This is a genomic window from Parvivirga hydrogeniphila (assembly GCF_023371205.1).
In the GTDB taxonomy this organism is placed as follows: domain Bacteria; phylum Actinomycetota; class Coriobacteriia; order Anaerosomatales; family Anaerosomataceae; genus Parvivirga; species Parvivirga hydrogeniphila.
Window position 1 is genome coordinate 763,691 of the sequence record NZ_JAMCCO010000001.1, and the last position, 15,181, is coordinate 778,871.

Sequence of the window (15,181 nt, forward strand, 5' to 3'; positions counted from 1 at the left end):
CATGGCAGCGACGCCCGTGAGGGTGCTGGTGGTCGACGACTCGCTCGTCGCGCGGGAGATGCTCACACAGATCCTGCAGAGCGATCCGGGCATCGAAGTCGTCGGGGTGGCCTCCAACGGCGCGGAGGCCGTCGAGGCGGTCGCGCGGCTGAAGCCCGACCTCGTGACGATGGACATCCACATGCCGAAGATGGACGGCATCACGGCGGTGGAGCAGATCATGGCGTACACGCCGACCCCGATCCTTGTGGTGTCCTCGTCCGTGCACGGCGAGGGGGTCGGGCGTGCGTTCGACGCCTTGGCGGCCGGCGCGCTCGAAGTGATGAAGAAGCCGGAGCCGCGCGATTGGGCGGAGCTGGACCGCATCGCGGCCGAACTGATCCGCAAGGTGAAGCTGCTGTCGCGTGTCCGGGTCATCACGCACATCCGCGGACGCCGGGCCAGCGGTCGTCCAGCCGCTCCTACGCCCGTCCCGGCGCGGCAGCCGGGGACCGTCTCGCTCGTGGCGGTCGGCTCCTCGACGGGCGGGCCGTCGGCGCTCATGAGCGTGCTCGCTCCGCTTCCTGCCGATTTCCCGGTGCCGATCGTCATCGCGCAGCACATCGCGGAGGGCTTCGTCCCGGGGCTCGTGAGCTGGCTCGACGCAGCGTGCAAGCTCACGGTTCGTGCGGCGGTCGATGGTGAGACGGTGCAGCCGGGGAACGCCTATCTCGCCCCGACCGGTCTGAACCTTGCAGTCGATACGCTCACGCTGCGCTTCAAGAAGCCTGGCGAGCGGCAGCTGTACATCCCGTCGGCCGACACGCTCTTCGAGTCCGTGGCCAAGACGCACGGCGCAAGTGCAGTCGGCGTGCTGCTCACAGGCATGGGCGACGATGGCGCGCGCGGACTCAAGTCGCTGTACGACACCGGCGCGCTCACGATCGCGCAAGACGAGGCGACCTCGACGGTGTTCGGGATGCCGAAGGCCGCCATCGAGATGGGAGCGGCGCGCAAGGTGCTTCCCGTCCAGCAGATCGCCGATGCGCTGAAAGCGGCGGTGCGCGCGTAGCGTGCACGGGGGCGGCGTCAGGTATACTGGCGCCCATGCGCGACGTCCGCGATCGTCCCATCGGGGTGTTCGACTCAGGGCTCGGCGGCCTGACGGTGGTCCGCGAGCTCGTCTCCGCGCTTCCTCACGAATCCGTCCTCTACCTCGGAGATACTGCGCGCTGCCCGTACGGCCCGCGAGAACCGGACGAGGTCCGGCGGTTCGTGCTCCAGATCGGGGCCTGGCTATCAGCACAGGAGATCAAGCTCATGGTGATTGCGTGCAACACCGCGACCGCCTCGGGCCTCGCGCTCGCGCAACAGACGTTCGACGTGCCGGTCATCGGCGTCGTCGAACCGGGCGCGCGGGCGGCGGTGCAGGCGACCCGGAACCGCCGCGTGGGCGTCATCGGCACGGTGGGGACGGTGCGCTCAGGCGCGTACAGCGACGCGGTGCGAGCGCTCGACGCCGGCGTGACGGTCTTCTCTGCCCCGGCCCCGAAGTTCGTCGACATCGTGGAGGCCGGTCTGCGCATGGACGACAGCGCGCTCGAGTCGCTGATGTCGCAGACCACGGACGTGTTCGTGAGACCGAGCTTCTACGAGCTCGCACGCGACTACCTCGACCCGCTCAAACGTGCTGGCATCGACACGCTCGTGCTCGGGTGCACGCACTTCCCGCTCTTATCGACCGCGATCCAGCAAGTCGTCGGCCCGAGCGTGCGGCTGATATCCTCCGCAGAGGAGACGGCGCGGGAGGTCCGAGAGACGCTGGAGGTGCGCGGCCATGCAGCGCCCGCTGCGGCTCGGCCGGCGCACCGGTTCGTCACGACAGGCGATCCGGAGGAGTTCGAGCGGCTGGGGTCGCGGATCCTCGGTTGGCCGACGGGCCCCGTCGAAGCTGTGGGCGTCGAGGAGCTGGAGCGGTTGCTGACGCCTGATCCCGAGTCGATGGCGTCGGCGCGTCCCGAGGAGCTGTGATGCGGCTGACCGTCCTCGGTTCGGGAGCGTCGTATCCTGGCGCCGGCCACGCGTGCGCCGGGTACCTCGTAGAGGTCGGCGAGGCCCGCGTGCTCGTCGATTGCGGGAACGGCAGCGTGTCGAACCTCGCGCGCGTCGTCGAGCCCGAGCGCCTGTCGGCCGTCTTCGTCACGCACGCGCACGTGGATCACTTCGCGGACCTCTACGTGCTCCAGGCTGCGCTCCGATACGCGCCACAAGGTCCTGCGCCGGCGCTCGACCTGTTCGTGGCAGAGGGCGTGCTGGACGTCGTTCTCGCGCCCCTGTCCGAGCGTGGGAGGCGCGAGATGCGGGATGCGTTCGTGGTGCACGGGCTTGCGGCCGGCGTCCCGACCGACGTCGGCGGCCTTTCTGTGACGCCGGTGCCGGTCACGCACGCAGAAAGCACCTTCGCGCTTGCAATCGATGGCTGCGACGGCCGGTTGTTCTACACCTCGGACGCGGTGCTGGACGACGCGCTTATAGACGCCGCTCAGGGAGCCGATCTCCTGCTGGCGGACGCCACGCTGCCAGACGAGTACGCGGGCCGCGCGCCTCACATGACGCCGGCGCAGGCAGGCGCGCTTGCTGCGGCCGTCGGTGCCGAGACGCTCGTGCTCACGCACCTGTGGCCGAGCGTGAACCGCGACGCGGCCGTCTTCGACGCTGCCCGGTCGTTCGGCGGGCGTATCATTGTCGCGAGCGAGCTGCTCGCAATCGAAATCCCCGAGGAGGAGTGAATGGAACGCTCGTGCGGGCGCGGACCAGATGATCTCAGGCCCCTTCACATCGTCAGGCGCTACCTCAAGCATGCGCATGGGTCTTGCCTGATAGAGCTCGGAGACACGCGCGTGCTGTGCGCTGCGTCGATGTCGGACTCGGTCGCGCAGTGGCGAAGGGGCTCCGGTCTCGGTTGGGTGACGGCAGAGTACTCGCTTCTTCCCGCATCGACGCACACGCGCTCCAAGCGAGAGGTCGGGCCAGGGAGCCCGAGCGGAAGGACGCACGAGATCCAGCGCCTTATCGGACGCGCGCTCCGCTCCGTCATCGATCTGGGCGGGCTTGGCGGCGAGGTGACGATGACTGTCGACTGCGATGTCATCCAGGCCGACGGTGGCACGCGCACCGCGGCGATAACCGGCGCTTTCCTAGCGGCCTACGACGCGCTTGCGACGTGGAAGGAGGCGGGACGCATTCCGGCGCTTCCCGTGCGCGAGGCGCTCGCCGCGATCTCGGTCGGCCTCGTCGATGGCGAGGTCCTGCTCGATCTCGACTACTCGGAGGACAGCGTGGCCGAGGTGGACATGAACGTCGTCGTGGACGAACGCGGGCGGATCGTCGAGGTCCAAGGAACGGCCGAACAGTCGCCGCTCGACCGGCGACGCTTCGGCGAGATGCTCGACCTCGCCATTGCCGGAGCGCTCCGCTTGACGGGCGTGCAGCGGACGATGATCGACGAAGGACTCGACGAGATCTCGGAGCAGTGGGCGTGATGCGCGTCGTCGTGGCGAGCACCAACGAAGGCAAGGTACGGGAGATCAGGCACGTGCTCGAGCCGCTCGGCTGGGACGTTGTTCGAGCTGCTGACCTGGGCGCGGAGGCTCTTGAGGTCGAGGAGACAGGGTCGACGTTCCTGGAGAACGCGCTGTTGAAAGCGCGCGCGTACGCCGAGCACTTCGGCTGCGTAGCGCTCGCGGATGACAGCGGGCTTGAAGTGGACGCTCTCGGCGGCGCGCCAGGCGTGCGATCGGCACGATACGCCGGGGAGCCGAGCGACGATGCCGCGAACAACGCGAAGCTGCTCGCTGAACTCGCCGACGTTCCAGCGGGCGAGCGCACCGCGCGGTTCCGGTGCGTGGTGGCGTTGGTGTGGCCTGATGGACGTGTGCTTGCCGCCGACGGCGTGTGCGAAGGCGCGATCGGTTTCGAGCCGCGGGGCTCAGGAGGCTTCGGCTACGACCCGTTGTTCTGGCCTGCCGCTGCGCCGGGCCGGACGATGGCGGAGCTCTCTCCGGCCGAGAAGAGCGCGATCAGCCACCGAGGCTCAGCCCTTCGGGCGCTGCGCGCCGCGCTCGAGCAGGGCGCGCCCGCGGACGGGTAGCGCTCGCGCCGTCGGCCGAATATACTGTGACGTGCCCTCGGGGCAGGTGGCCCGCAGGCGCCTCCCCGGCGCGAGGTCGGGCCGTAGCGCAGCTTGGTAGCGCACCTGCTTTGGGAGCAGGGGGCCGCCGGTTCGAATCCGGCCGGCCCGACCAGGTAGGCGGCCGTAGTTCAATTGGTAGAGCCCCAGCCTTCCAAGCTGGTTGTTGCGGGTTCGAGTCCCGTCGGCCGCTCCATTGACAACATGCTGCCGGCGCGGGTACCGTATCGCCTCGGTGCCCGGGCCGGTTCGATACGCGCCCGTAGCTCAGCTGGATAGAGCGGGAGACTTCTAATCTCTAGGTCGGGGGTTCGAGTCCCTCCGGGCGTGCCAAAGCGAACACGGTGGGCGTAGCTCAGTTGGTTAGAGCGTCGGACTGTGGCTCCGAAGGTCGCGGGTTCGAGTCCCGTTGCCCACCCCAGGATTCTCGAGGCCCCGTGCGCGGGACCTCTGGCTTTCGTGGAGCCACGTGGCGGCGGTCGTGTACCATTGGGAGAGCGACCGACGAAAGGCAAGGACATGGCGCAGAACGCGATGCGCGGCGTCAGGCCGCGCACCGTCGTGCGAGCGGGCGCAGCGATCGTGTTCATCGGCCTGCTCGCAACAGCGATAAGCGTGCTCGCGACCCGATGCAGCGGGCCTGCCGTCTTGAAAGAGCCGGACCGTTCGGCCACCAAGCCCGTCCTTGCCGGGGTGCTCCCAGGCGGATCGGGGCGGCTCGCGAACCCGATCGGGCTGGCGTGGGACGGCTCGCGTCTGTACGTGTGCGAATCCGATGCCGGCGCGGTCGCCGTCTTCGACGCGCGCGGGCGGAGACGAGGCGTCATCCGCGTTCCCGCAGCAAGCGGAGCGACCACCTCCTACCCGGTGTCTGTCTGCGTGCTCGAAGGGGGCGAACTTGCGCTCGCGGACACCGCCGGCTCGCGCGTCGTCGTCGTGTCCTCCGCCGGGACGGGCGACGCTCGTGTGAAGCGGGTGATCGGCGAGCCGATGGTGTCGCAGCCCACAGCCGTCGCCGCTGACGGGAGGCGCCTGTTCGTCGCGGACGCTGCGGACGGGACCATCAAGGCGTTCGACGGCTCGTCGCAGGTGGCGACATTGGGCGCGGACCTCGACCCGCCGCTCACGTTCGTCACGGGCATGGCGGTGGTAGACGGCACGCTTCTCGTCGCCGACTCGAACGCAGGGCGCGTCGTCGAGATGGACGCGCGCACGGGCGCGCTCGTCACGACGCTGCAGGCGCGGTTCGGGCTTCCGCGCGACGTGGTCGCTCTCGGAGGCGGCCGCGTTGCGGTGGCCGACGCGTTCGAGCGAAGCATCGTCATCTTCCACGATGGTGAAAGAAGCGGTGCGATCGACGCCGCGAGCGTCCCCGGAGCGACGCTCACCTCGGTGCGTGGCCTCGCGTGGGACGCCAAGCGTGGGCGCCTGTTCGCATCGGACGCCCGGACGGGGACGGTGGTCGTGTGCGACGTCCCGGCGACGTGGGGTCTGCGATGAGAGCGGGACGCTGGGCGGGGCACGCGCAGCGCTTCTGCCTCGCGGTGCTGCTCTGCGCGCTCGTGGCGGGGCTGGCGGCGTGCGGCGGACGCTCGGCCGACCACCCTGCCGTGCGCGCCGTGCGCGAGCTGCTCGTGCTTCGACGCACCGACGTGCGAGACGCGAGGGCCTACACGCGCTTCTTCGAGGACTCGGCGCTCGCGACTGCGCTCGTCGAGCCGGGCGCGGTCCCGACCGGGACTCCGCGCGTGCCGGACTGGCGGGACGTGTACCTCTCGAAGGCCGGCTCGTCCACGGCCGACGTGGCGGTCGTCTGGAAGCCCGACGAAGCGTTCAAGGACTGGCCGAAGGTGACCGTGTTCTCGCTGTCGTTGGTGCGCGACCGCTGGGTCGTCGTGGACGCGCGAGAGGAGACGAGCGCGCCGAAGCCGGTCGATCCCGAGCGCAGCAAGTGATTGTCACCCGGCGTGGCAGGTGCTATCCTGTGCCGGCTGTCCGTGCGCCTGCTTGGAAACCAGGCGCTTCGTGGAGGTGAACCGAGGTGCGGAAGGGTATCCATCCCGACTACGTCGAATGCCGCGTCGTGTGCTCGTGCGGCAACACGTTCGTCACGCGTTCCACCAAGCCAGAGCTGCACGTCGAGCTCTGCAACCAGTGCCACCCGTTCTACACGGGCCAGCAGAAGTTCGTCGACAGCGGCGGTCGCGTGCAGCGGTTCGCCGACAAGTTCGGCAACGCTGCGGCCGCTGTGATGGAGCGTGAGGCGGCCGAGCGCGAGGCCCGTCGCAAGGCGGCAGAAGAGGCGGCTGCGAAGCTCAAGGCAGAGCGCGAGGCGAAGGCGGCCGAGAAGGCGGGCCGCGCCGCGCGGTTCGAGGTGAAGCAAGCCGTCGAGAGCGGGCAGGCCGCCGCGGACGGCTCCGAAAGCGAGCCTGTCGAGTCCGCCGAGTAGCCGGTTCGGCTGGTATCATCGGGAGGCGAGCGCACCGCTCGCCTCTTTGCTTTGATGGAAGGACTCGCGGTGGACGTCAGGTTGCTGTACCACACTCCGGACCCAGAGCGCGCTATCGCGGCGGCTGCCCGGCTGTGCTACTCGCCGGCAGGCGCCGCAGAGCTCATGGAAGACCTGAGCGACGAGGCCGTACGCCGCGTGCTCAAGACCATCATCACGTCCGGGCACCTGTCCGCGCTGGAGCACGCGTCGTACACGTTCGCCATCGAAGGCGTCTCCCGGGCTCTCACGCACCAGCTCGTGCGGCATCGTCTGGCGTCGTACAACCAACAATCCCAGCGCTACGTGCGATACGACCTGCCGCCGGAGTTCATCGAGCCGGCATCCGTCGAGGGCGACAGGCAGGCCCACGAGCTGTTCGTTCTGGCCACGGAGGCCGCATTCGACGCGTACCGGAAGATGCTCGACCTCGGCGTTCCTCCCGAAGACGCGCGCTACGTTCTGCCGAACGCAATGGAGACGAAGATCGTCGTGACGATGAACGTGCGCGAGCTTTTGCACTTCTTCGAGCTTCGGTGCTGCAAGCGAGCGCAGTGGGAGATCCGCGCGCTTGCCCTTTCGATGCTCGACCTCGTGACGCCCACGGCACCGTACCTGTTCTTCGACGCCGGAGCATCGTGTCGCCGCGGGCCGTGCAAGGAAGGCCCCATGACGTGCGGCGACCCGTACCCGAGGGCAGAGCGCCGTGACTGAGCGCGAGACGATCAAGCACACGCACATCGGCGGCCAGGCCGTCATCGAAGGCGTGATGATGCGCGGGACTCGCAACTGGGCGGTCGCCGTGCGCGAGCCGACGGGCTCGATCTACCTCGAGGCGCACGACCTGCCTGACCCTGCGACGCGGCCTGCGTGGTCGAAGCGGCCGATCGTGCGCGGCGTGTACGCGTTCGTCGAGACGATGAAGCTCGCGATGCAGGCGTTCGCAATCGCTGCGTCTCACGCAGGCGAGACCGAAGACGAGCAGCTCACGAGCACAGAAGTCGGGTTCACGATGGTGGCAGGCGTCGCCCTGGCCGTCGCTCTGTTCATCGTGCTGCCTGCGGTCGTCACAGACTGGATCGCGGGGCCGCAGACCGCTCGGCCGTTCGTCTGGAACGCTGTGGACGGCGTGCTCCGTCTCGTCGTCTTCTTCGCGTACATCGTGGCGATCGGCCGCATGAAGGAGATCAAGCGCGTGTTCGCGTACCACGGGGCCGAGCACAAGACGATCCACGCGTACGAACACGGCGTGCCGCTGGAGCCCGAGGCGGTCCAGCGGTTCGGCACGCTGCACGTCCGGTGCGGCACGGCGTTCCTGTTCATGGTGATGGTCATCGCGATCCTCGTGTTCTCACTCGTGCCAGGCAAGGCGATCCTCGCGGCGGCGGGCGTGTCCGGGCGCGGCTGGACGCTCCTGTTCAACATCGGGGTGCGGATCGTGCTCGTCCCGCTCATCGCAGGGCTCGCGTACGAGATCTCGGTGAAGTGGGCGGGCTCGCACACGGGCAGCCGCCTCGCTGCCGTGGTCACGTGGCCGGGCATGCAGCTCCAGCGGCTCACCACCGCCGAGCCTGACGACGGCATGGTCGAGGTCGCCATCGCGGCGATGAAGGCCGTGATCGAGCGGGAGCAGACCGAGGAGGCCGGAGCCGCGAACCAGGCCGCGCACACCGAGGCCGCGCCTGCCATCGACTGAGCGTCGCCGCTCGGTACGCGTGGTATAGTGCTACGCTGGACTTCGCCCAGGAGGATCGTCCCGCATGAGAGAGAAGCTCGAACAGATCGTCGCTGCCTTCGACGAGCTCACCGCCCGTCTCGGCGACCCGGAGGTGCTCGCGGACCAGAAGGCCTACGCCCGTCTTGCGAAAGAGCACCGCTCGCAGGAGCCGTTGGCGACCAAGGCGCGCGAGTACCTCGCCGCGCTCGACGAGATCGAAGGCGCGAAGGAGATCCTCAAGACCGAGAGCGACCCTGACCTCAAAGAGCTCGCCGTCGATGAGGTGCGACGCATCGAAGCGCAGCTGCCGACGCTCGAAGAGGAGCTCAAGGTGATGCTGCTTCCCAGCGACCCGAACGATGAGAAGGACATCATCGTGGAGATCCGTGCCGGGGCCGGCGGCGACGAGGCGGCGATCTTCGCCGGAGACCTATACCGCATGTACACGCGCTACGCGGAGTCGCAAGGCTGGAAGGTCGAGGAGATCGACGCGAGCCCGAGCGAAGCAGGCGGCTTCAAGGAGGTCTCGTTCCGCGTCCGCGGCGACCGCGTGTACTCGAAGATGAAGTTCGAGTCCGGCGTTCACCGTGTGCAGCGGGTCCCGGTCACCGAGTCGCAGGGCAGGATCCACACGTCGACCGCCACCGTCGCCGTGCTGCCGGAGGCCGACGAGATCGAAGTCGAGATCGATCCGAACGACTTGCGCATCGATGTCTTCCGTTCGAGCGGGCCTGGCGGACAGTCCGTGAACACGACCGACTCGGCGGTGCGGATCACCCACCTGCCGACCGGTCTCGTGGTCCAGTCGCAGAACCAGAAGTCGCAGCTCCAGAACAAAGAAGAGGCGCTCCGGGTCCTCCGCGCGCGCCTGTACGAGATGGAGCTCGAGAAGCAGCGCGCCGAGCTCGGCGCCGCCCGCCGCAGCCAGATCGGCTCAGGCGACCGCTCGGAGAAGATCCGCACCTACAACTTCCCGCAAGACCGCGTCACCGACCACCGCATCGGGCTCACGGTCCACAACCTGCCCGCGATCATGATGGGCGAGATCGACGAGATCATCGAGGCGCTGGCGGCAGCAGACCGCGCCGAGAAGCTGGCAGCGGCGGTGGACTGAGATGGCCGAGCGCGTCTGGACCGTGCGCGACGCGCTCGAGTGGATCGTCGGCTACCTGCAGGCCAAAGGCGACGAGCAGCCGCGGCGGTCTGCCGAATGGCTGTTGAGCGCGGCCACCGGCCTGTCGCGCGTCGAGGTGTACGCCTACCACGACCGGCCGCTCTCGCCCGACGAGCGCGCGTACCTCCGCTCGGCGGTGCGGCGACGGGCCGCAGGCGAGCCGTTGCAGATCGTCACTGGCGAGATGCCGTTCAGGCACCTCGTGATCCGCGTCCGTCCAGGGGTGTTCATCCCGCGTCCCGAGACCGAGGTCCTTGTCGAGGTCGCTGTACGCGCGCTCGGGGACGTCGAGCAGCCGCTCGTCGCCGAGCCGTGCACCGGTTCGGGTTGTGTCGCCGCTTCCATCGCGCACGAGCTTCCCGGTGCCCGCGTCGTCGCGACCGATGTGAGCGAGACCGCCGTCGATACCGCTCGTCAGAACGCTCTGTACGCGAAGGTGGACGACAGGGTACAAGTGTTGCATGGAGATCTTCTCGAACCGGTCCTCGCTCAGCCGTCATCGAGCGGCGCGTTCGACGCGGTCGTGTCGAATCCCCCGTACGTCCCGCGCGGCGAGCTCGCCGACCTGCCCGAAGAGGTCGCGCGCCACGAGCCCCGCGCTGCCCTCGATGGCGGGGAGGACGGATGCGAGGTGGCGCGCCGGATCGTCAGGCAAGCAATCGAGCTGCTCAAGCCAGGCGGGTTCGTCGCGCTCGAGCTGGCTGAAGACAGGGCATCGGCATTCGCCGAGGAGATCTCGGCGGTGCTCTGCGAGGTCGCGGTCGTCAAGGACCTGACGGGGCGCGACAGGATCGTCGTCGGGAAGAAACGGGAGGCGAGCGGACGATGAGCAAGGTGATCAGGATCGACCCCGACAATCCGTCAGCGGAAGCGGTGAATCTCGCTGCGACGGTCTTGCGAGAAGGCGGCATCGTCGTCTTCCCGACCGAGACAGTCTACGGGATCGGCGCTTCCGCTTCGTCGTGCATCGGGCCGCAGGAGATCATCGACATCAAGATGCGTCCCAAGAGCAAGCCGCTTCCGTGGCTCGTCGAAGACGCGAGCGCGCTTGACACCTACGGCGTGGACGTGCCTGAGTATGCCCGCCGGCTCGCCCGGGCGTTCTGGCCGGGCGCGCTCACGATCGTCGTCAAGGCCGCCCCTGTCGTCGCTCCGGAGTTCCGGGACGAGCGGGGGACGGTGGCGCTCAGGTGTCCTGACCACGAACTCGTGCAAGAGCTGATCCGGGCCACCGGCGCGGCGATCATCGCTACCTCCGCGAACACCTCGGGGCGTCCTCCCGCTGCCTCGTTCGAGGAGCTTGAGGAGCGCATCGTCGCGGCAGCGGACCTGACGCTCGACGGTGGAGAGACGGAGCACGGCGTGGCCTCCACCGTCGTGGACTGCACGGGGCCCGAGCCCGTGGTGGTGCGCGAAGGCGCCATCCCCGCGGAGCAGGTGCTCGCGGCGGCCTCTGCGCAGGAGGCGTAGAGCCGGTCTCGCGGAACAGGCCGCTGCTGCTACAATGCGGGAGGCGCCGTGTGCGCCTCCCGCATCCGTGTCACGAAGGGTCTGCCCATGCGCATCTTCATCGGGAGCGACCACGCCGGTTTCGCGCTCAAAGAGCACGTGAAGTCGTATCTGGAACGCTCCGGTCACGACGTGGTGGACGTCGGCACGCACTCCGACGAGTCAGTGGACTATCCGGACTACGCGCTTGCGGTCGCGCGCGCCGTCGCGTCGGGCGAGGCCGACCTCGGCGTGCTGGTGTGCGGCACCGGCCTCGGGATGGAGATCGCGGCCAACAAGGTGCGAGGCGTGCGCGCCGTGCAGGTCATGGACCCGGAGCTTGCGGTCATGGCGCGCAAGCACAACGACGCGAACGTGCTCACGCTCGCGGGCAGGCACACGGACCCTCAGACGGCCGAGCGCATCGTCGACGCCTTCGTGAGCACCGCGTTCGAGGGCGGCCGGCACGAGCGCCGCGTCGGCAAGATCGCAGCGATAGAGCAGCAGTACCGGCCTGGCAGCGCGGACAGAAAGGAATCGTGACATGGCTTTGGAGCACCTGCGGCAGACCGACCCCGAAATCGCAGCAGCGATCGACGCAGAGCTCGAGCGGCAGCGCAACACGATCGAGCTCATCGCGAGCGAGAACTTCGTGTCGATGGCCGTGCTCGAAGCGGCCGGGACGGTCCTGACGAACAAGTACGCCGAAGGGCTTCCAGGCAAGCGGTACTACGGCGGATGCGAGAAGGTCGACATCGTCGAGGACCTCGCTCGGGAGCGCGCCAAGCGCTTGTTCGGCGCCGAGCACGCGAACGTGCAGCCGCACGCTGGCGCGCAGGCGAACATGGCCGTGTTCTTCGCAGCGCTCACGCCAGGCGACACGGTGCTCGGCATGAGCCTCGCGATGGGCGGACACCTCACGCACGGCTCGCCCGTGAACTTCTCAGGCAAGTGGTTCAAGGTGGTGCCGTACGGCCTGGATCCCGAGACCGAGACGATCGACTACGACGAGGTCGAGCGGCTCGCCAAGGAGCACCGGCCGAAGCTCATCATCGCCGGTGCGAGCGCGTACCCCCGCATCATCGACTTCGAGCGCTTCGCGGCGATCGCGCGCGAGGTGGGAGCGTACCTCATGGTCGACATGGCCCACATCGCCGGGCTCGTCGCCACCGGTGCGCACCCGTCGCCCGTCCCGCACGCGGACTTCGTCACCTCCACGAGCCATAAGACGCTCCGCGGGCCGCGCTCCGGCTTCGTGCTGTGCAAGGCCGAGCACGCCGCGGCGCTGGACAAGGCGGTGTTCCCGGGGCTGCAAGGCGGACCGCTCGAGCACATCATCGCGGCGAAGGCGGTGGCGTTTTACGAGGCGATGCAGCCTGAGTTCGCGGAGTACATCGACCGCGTGGTTGCGAACGCCCGCGCGATGGGCGAGGCGATGGTGGAGGCGGGTCTGAGGCTGGTGTCGGGAGGCACCGACAACCACCTCATGCTCGTCGACCTCAGGTCTGCGGGCATCACGGGCAAGGACGCGCAGAACCTGCTCGAGACGGTCGGCATCACGGTCAATAAGAACGCCATCCCCAACGACCCGGAAAGCCCGTTCGTCACGAGCGGCATCCGCGTCGGATCGCCGGCCATGACGACGCGCGGATTCTCCGAAGACGACGCCAGGTTGGTCGGCCGGCTCATCGCGGAGACGCTGTACCACCGCGACGAGCCGAAGACCCTCGAGCGCATCGCGGGGCAGGTCCGCGAGCTGCTCGCTGCGCACCCGCTGTACCCCGAGCTGTGACGGTTCACCGGACGAAGGAGGTCGTCATGGGAGAGCGCCGCTGGGACAACGTGGTCGTCATGGACCACCCGCTCATCCAGCACAAACTCTCGATCCTGCGGGACGTCGGCACCGGCGCCAAGGAGTTCCGGGAGCTCGTCAAGGAGCTGGCGATGCTCATGGCCTACGAGGCGACGCGCTCGTTCCAGCTTTCCGAGACGGTGGTGACGACGCCAATCGCCGAGACGACCACCTACGTGCTGGCCGGCAAGAAGGTTGCCGTCATCCCGATCCTGCGCGCAGGGCTCGGCATGGTCGACGGCATCCTTGAGCTCCTCCCGGCGGCGAAAGTCGGCCACATCGGCCTGTACCGCGACCCTGAGACGCTGCAGCCCGTCGAGTACTACTGCAAGCTGCCCGAAGACATCGGCGAGCGCGACATCCTCATCGTCGACCCGATGCTCGCGACGGGCGGCTCGGCGGCCGCGGCCGTGCAGTTCCTGAGGCAGCGCGGTGCGAACGCCGTCAACCTCTTGTGCATCATCGCCGCCCCCGAGGGCATCGAAGCGGTGCTCTCTGCGTGCGAGGACGTCACCATCTACACGTGTGCCGTGGACAGCCACCTGAACGACCATGGCTACATCGTGCCTGGCCTCGGCGACGCAGGTGACCGGCTCTTCGGGACGAAGTGACGGAGGCGTCGTGACGCGCCCGTCGTGGGACGAGTACTTCATGTCGATCGCCCAGCACGTCGCCGAGCGTTCGACGTGCCTGCGGCGGCACACAGGAGCGGTGCTCGTCAAGGACAAACGCATCCTGTCGACGGGGTACAACGGAGCTCCCTCAGGGCTCGCCCACTGCGAACAGGCCGGGTGCCTCCGGGAACGGCTTTCCGTTCCGTCGGGAAGCAACCACGAGCTCTGCCGCGGTATCCACGCTGAGCAGAACGCAGTCGTCCAGGCCGCTCGCCACGGCATCGCCATCGACGGCTCGACGCTGTACAGCACGCACCAGCCGTGCGTTCTGTGCGCGAAGATCTTGGTGAATGCGGGAGTGACGGAGATCGTCTACGCGGAGCCGTATCCTGATGCGCTCGCCGAGGAGCTGCTCGATAAGAGCGGGATCGTCGTCAGGCCGTACGGAGAGGGGCGTCCGTGAGCAACGCGGTGGTCCAGCTGCTGCTCGACGCTGCGGTCGCCGCGGCCGTCACGCTTGCGCTCACGCCGGTAGTGCGTGCCGCGGGCCTCCGCCTCGGCATCGTGGCACACCCGGGCGGCAGGCACGTGCACAGGGGCGTGATCCCTCGCATCGGCGGCGTGGCGATGTTCTTCGGCATCGTCGCCGGAGTGCTGCTGCAGCTTGCGGGCGAGCGCTTCTTCGGGTGGCATCGCGTGCTCGCGGCGTCCCCCCGGCAGGTGCTCGCGATCGCTGCAGGCGCTGTCGTGATGTTCGTGGTCGGGGTGGTGGACGACGTCATCGAGATGAATCCAGGAGCGAAGTTCCTCGGACAGATCGTCGCCGCCCTCGTCGTCGCGCTGGGCGGGCTGCGCATCGGCTACGTAGGAAACCCGTTCGCGGGCGGGGTCATCGTGCTCGGCGCCCTTTCGGTGCCGCTCACGGTGCTCTGGATCGTGAGCTTCGCGAACGTCATCAACCTCATCGACGGTCTCGACGGGTTGGCGGCGGGCGTGTCGGCGATAGCCGGTCTGTCGCTGTTCGCGCTTGCAGTGCAAGGCAACACGCTGGTCGCAGCGCTGCTCGCAGGGGCTCTGGTCGGGGCATGCGTCGGCTTCCTGCGGTACAACTTCCATCCGGCGAGCGTGTTCATGGGCGACTCCGGAGCGCTCACGCTCGGCTATATGCTGGCGTGCATATCGCTCTTGGGCGTGATGAAGTCGCTCGCGGCCATCGCGCTCGTGGTGCCCATCGTCATCGTAGGGGTGCCGGTGTTCGACACCTTCTCGGCGATCGTCCGGCGGAAGATCAGCGGCAAGCCGATCCAAGCAGCCGACAAGGGCCACATCCACCACCGGCTCCTGCACCGGGGCTTCAGCCACACGCAGACCGTGCTCATCATCTACGTGTGGTCTGCAGCGCTTGCGATCGGCGGCTATGCGGTGCGCTGGGCGCCGCCGCAGTATCGCTTCGTGACGCTCATCGTGCTTGCCGCGCTGTCGGGCTCCATGGCGCGCTGGCTCGGCCTTTTCGAGGTCGTCCAGCACGATGATGAGGTGGAGCGGTAGTCCTTGTTGCGCTTGTGAACCTTGGTGTATAGTGAGCACGCTTTCGGGTCCCCCCGGCCGGGAGCGTTCAGCGATACGTCGCAGTCGATGCCGCATGCGGTTTCATGCTGTGGCGTGTCTTCGGGGGGTCGT

At 68.4% G+C, this 15,181-nt stretch carries 18 protein-coding genes and 4 tRNA genes; all 22 read left to right on the forward strand.

Features of this window, described 5'->3' with window-relative positions:
• Position 1 precedes the first annotated feature (1 nt).
• A complete protein-coding gene (locus MX659_RS03955; RefSeq protein ID WP_267192166.1) occupies positions 2-1,051 on the forward strand; it encodes a protein-glutamate methylesterase/protein-glutamine glutaminase in 1,050 nt (349 codons plus the stop codon).
• Between the two features lie 35 nt (positions 1,052-1,086).
• The gene (murI, locus tag MX659_RS03960; protein WP_267192167.1) at positions 1,087-2,010 is read left to right on the forward strand and encodes a glutamate racemase; all 924 of its coding nucleotides are present in this window, start codon (positions 1,087-1,089) and stop codon (positions 2,008-2,010) included.
• Positions 2,010-2,768 carry an MBL fold metallo-hydrolase gene (locus tag MX659_RS03965; protein ID WP_267192168.1) on the forward strand — a complete coding sequence of 253 codons (759 nt, stop codon included), beginning with the start codon at positions 2,010-2,012 and terminating at the stop codon, positions 2,766-2,768. Before murI ends, MX659_RS03965 begins: the two co-directional genes overlap by 1 nt.
• Complete coding sequence (gene rph / locus MX659_RS03970) at positions 2,769-3,521, forward strand: ribonuclease PH (protein ID WP_267192169.1); 753 nt, start codon at positions 2,769-2,771, stop codon at positions 3,519-3,521.
• Complete coding sequence (locus MX659_RS03975) at positions 3,521-4,129, forward strand: XTP/dITP diphosphatase (protein ID WP_267192505.1); 609 nt, start codon at positions 3,521-3,523, stop codon at positions 4,127-4,129. The genes rph and MX659_RS03975 overlap by 1 nt, the downstream gene beginning before the upstream one ends.
• 77 nt (positions 4,130-4,206) lie before the next feature.
• Positions 4,207-4,283, forward strand: a tRNA-Pro gene (locus MX659_RS03980).
• A 5-nt stretch (positions 4,284-4,288) separates the two neighbouring features.
• A tRNA-Gly gene (locus MX659_RS03985) sits at positions 4,289-4,364 on the forward strand.
• Between the two features lie 60 nt (positions 4,365-4,424).
• A tRNA-Arg gene (locus tag MX659_RS03990) sits at positions 4,425-4,501 on the forward strand.
• A gap of 11 nt (positions 4,502-4,512) precedes the next feature.
• Positions 4,513-4,589: transfer RNA gene (locus MX659_RS03995), tRNA-His, on the forward strand.
• 98 nt (positions 4,590-4,687) lie between these two features.
• Positions 4,688-5,668, forward strand: coding sequence for a hypothetical protein (locus MX659_RS04000; RefSeq protein WP_267192170.1), 981 nt, complete (start codon positions 4,688-4,690; stop codon positions 5,666-5,668).
• Entirely contained in the window at positions 5,665-6,123 is a 459-nt protein-coding gene (locus MX659_RS04005) for a hypothetical protein (RefSeq protein ID WP_267192171.1), read from the forward strand. Before MX659_RS04000 ends, MX659_RS04005 begins: the two co-directional genes overlap by 4 nt.
• 86 nt (positions 6,124-6,209) lie before the next feature.
• Positions 6,210-6,617 (forward strand): 50S ribosomal protein L31, encoded by a 408-nt coding sequence (gene rpmE, locus MX659_RS09175; protein ID WP_267192172.1) that lies wholly within the window; start codon positions 6,210-6,212, stop codon positions 6,615-6,617.
• A gap of 69 nt (positions 6,618-6,686) precedes the next feature.
• Positions 6,687-7,370: an FAD-dependent thymidylate synthase gene (gene thyX, locus MX659_RS04015; RefSeq protein ID WP_267192173.1), complete on the forward strand. Its 684-nt coding sequence runs from the start codon at positions 6,687-6,689 to the stop codon at positions 7,368-7,370.
• Positions 7,363-8,352 carry a DUF1385 domain-containing protein gene (locus MX659_RS04020; RefSeq protein ID WP_267192174.1) on the forward strand — a complete coding sequence of 330 codons (990 nt, stop codon included), beginning with the start codon at positions 7,363-7,365 and terminating at the stop codon, positions 8,350-8,352. The genes thyX and MX659_RS04020 overlap by 8 nt, the downstream gene beginning before the upstream one ends.
• A gap of 64 nt (positions 8,353-8,416) precedes the next feature.
• Complete coding sequence (gene prfA / locus MX659_RS04025) at positions 8,417-9,487, forward strand: peptide chain release factor 1 (RefSeq protein ID WP_267192175.1); 1,071 nt, start codon at positions 8,417-8,419, stop codon at positions 9,485-9,487.
• Between the two features lies 1 nt (position 9,488).
• Positions 9,489-10,376 carry a peptide chain release factor N(5)-glutamine methyltransferase gene (gene prmC / locus MX659_RS04030; RefSeq protein ID WP_267192176.1) on the forward strand — a complete coding sequence of 296 codons (888 nt, stop codon included), beginning with the start codon at positions 9,489-9,491 and terminating at the stop codon, positions 10,374-10,376.
• Complete coding sequence (locus tag MX659_RS04035; protein WP_267192177.1) at positions 10,373-11,017, forward strand: L-threonylcarbamoyladenylate synthase; 645 nt, start codon at positions 10,373-10,375, stop codon at positions 11,015-11,017. The genes prmC and MX659_RS04035 overlap by 4 nt, the downstream gene beginning before the upstream one ends.
• 87 nt (positions 11,018-11,104) lie before the next feature.
• Entirely contained in the window at positions 11,105-11,578 is a 474-nt protein-coding gene (rpiB, locus tag MX659_RS04040; protein ID WP_267192178.1) for a ribose 5-phosphate isomerase B, read from the forward strand.
• A 1-nt stretch (position 11,579) separates the two neighbouring features.
• Positions 11,580-12,827, forward strand: a complete 1,248-nt coding sequence (locus tag MX659_RS04045) for a serine hydroxymethyltransferase (protein ID WP_323745462.1) — start codon at positions 11,580-11,582, stop codon at positions 12,825-12,827.
• 26 nt (positions 12,828-12,853) lie between these two features.
• On the forward strand, positions 12,854-13,498 hold the full coding sequence (gene upp, locus MX659_RS04050; RefSeq protein WP_267192179.1) for a uracil phosphoribosyltransferase: 645 nt from the start codon (positions 12,854-12,856) through the stop codon (positions 13,496-13,498).
• Between the two features lie 10 nt (positions 13,499-13,508).
• Positions 13,509-13,964, forward strand: a complete 456-nt coding sequence (locus MX659_RS04055; RefSeq protein ID WP_267192180.1) for a deoxycytidylate deaminase — start codon at positions 13,509-13,511, stop codon at positions 13,962-13,964.
• Positions 13,961-15,049, forward strand: coding sequence for an MraY family glycosyltransferase (locus MX659_RS04060; RefSeq protein ID WP_267192181.1), 1,089 nt, complete (start codon positions 13,961-13,963; stop codon positions 15,047-15,049). Before MX659_RS04055 ends, MX659_RS04060 begins: the two co-directional genes overlap by 4 nt.
• Positions 15,050-15,181: the final 132 nt, after the last annotated feature.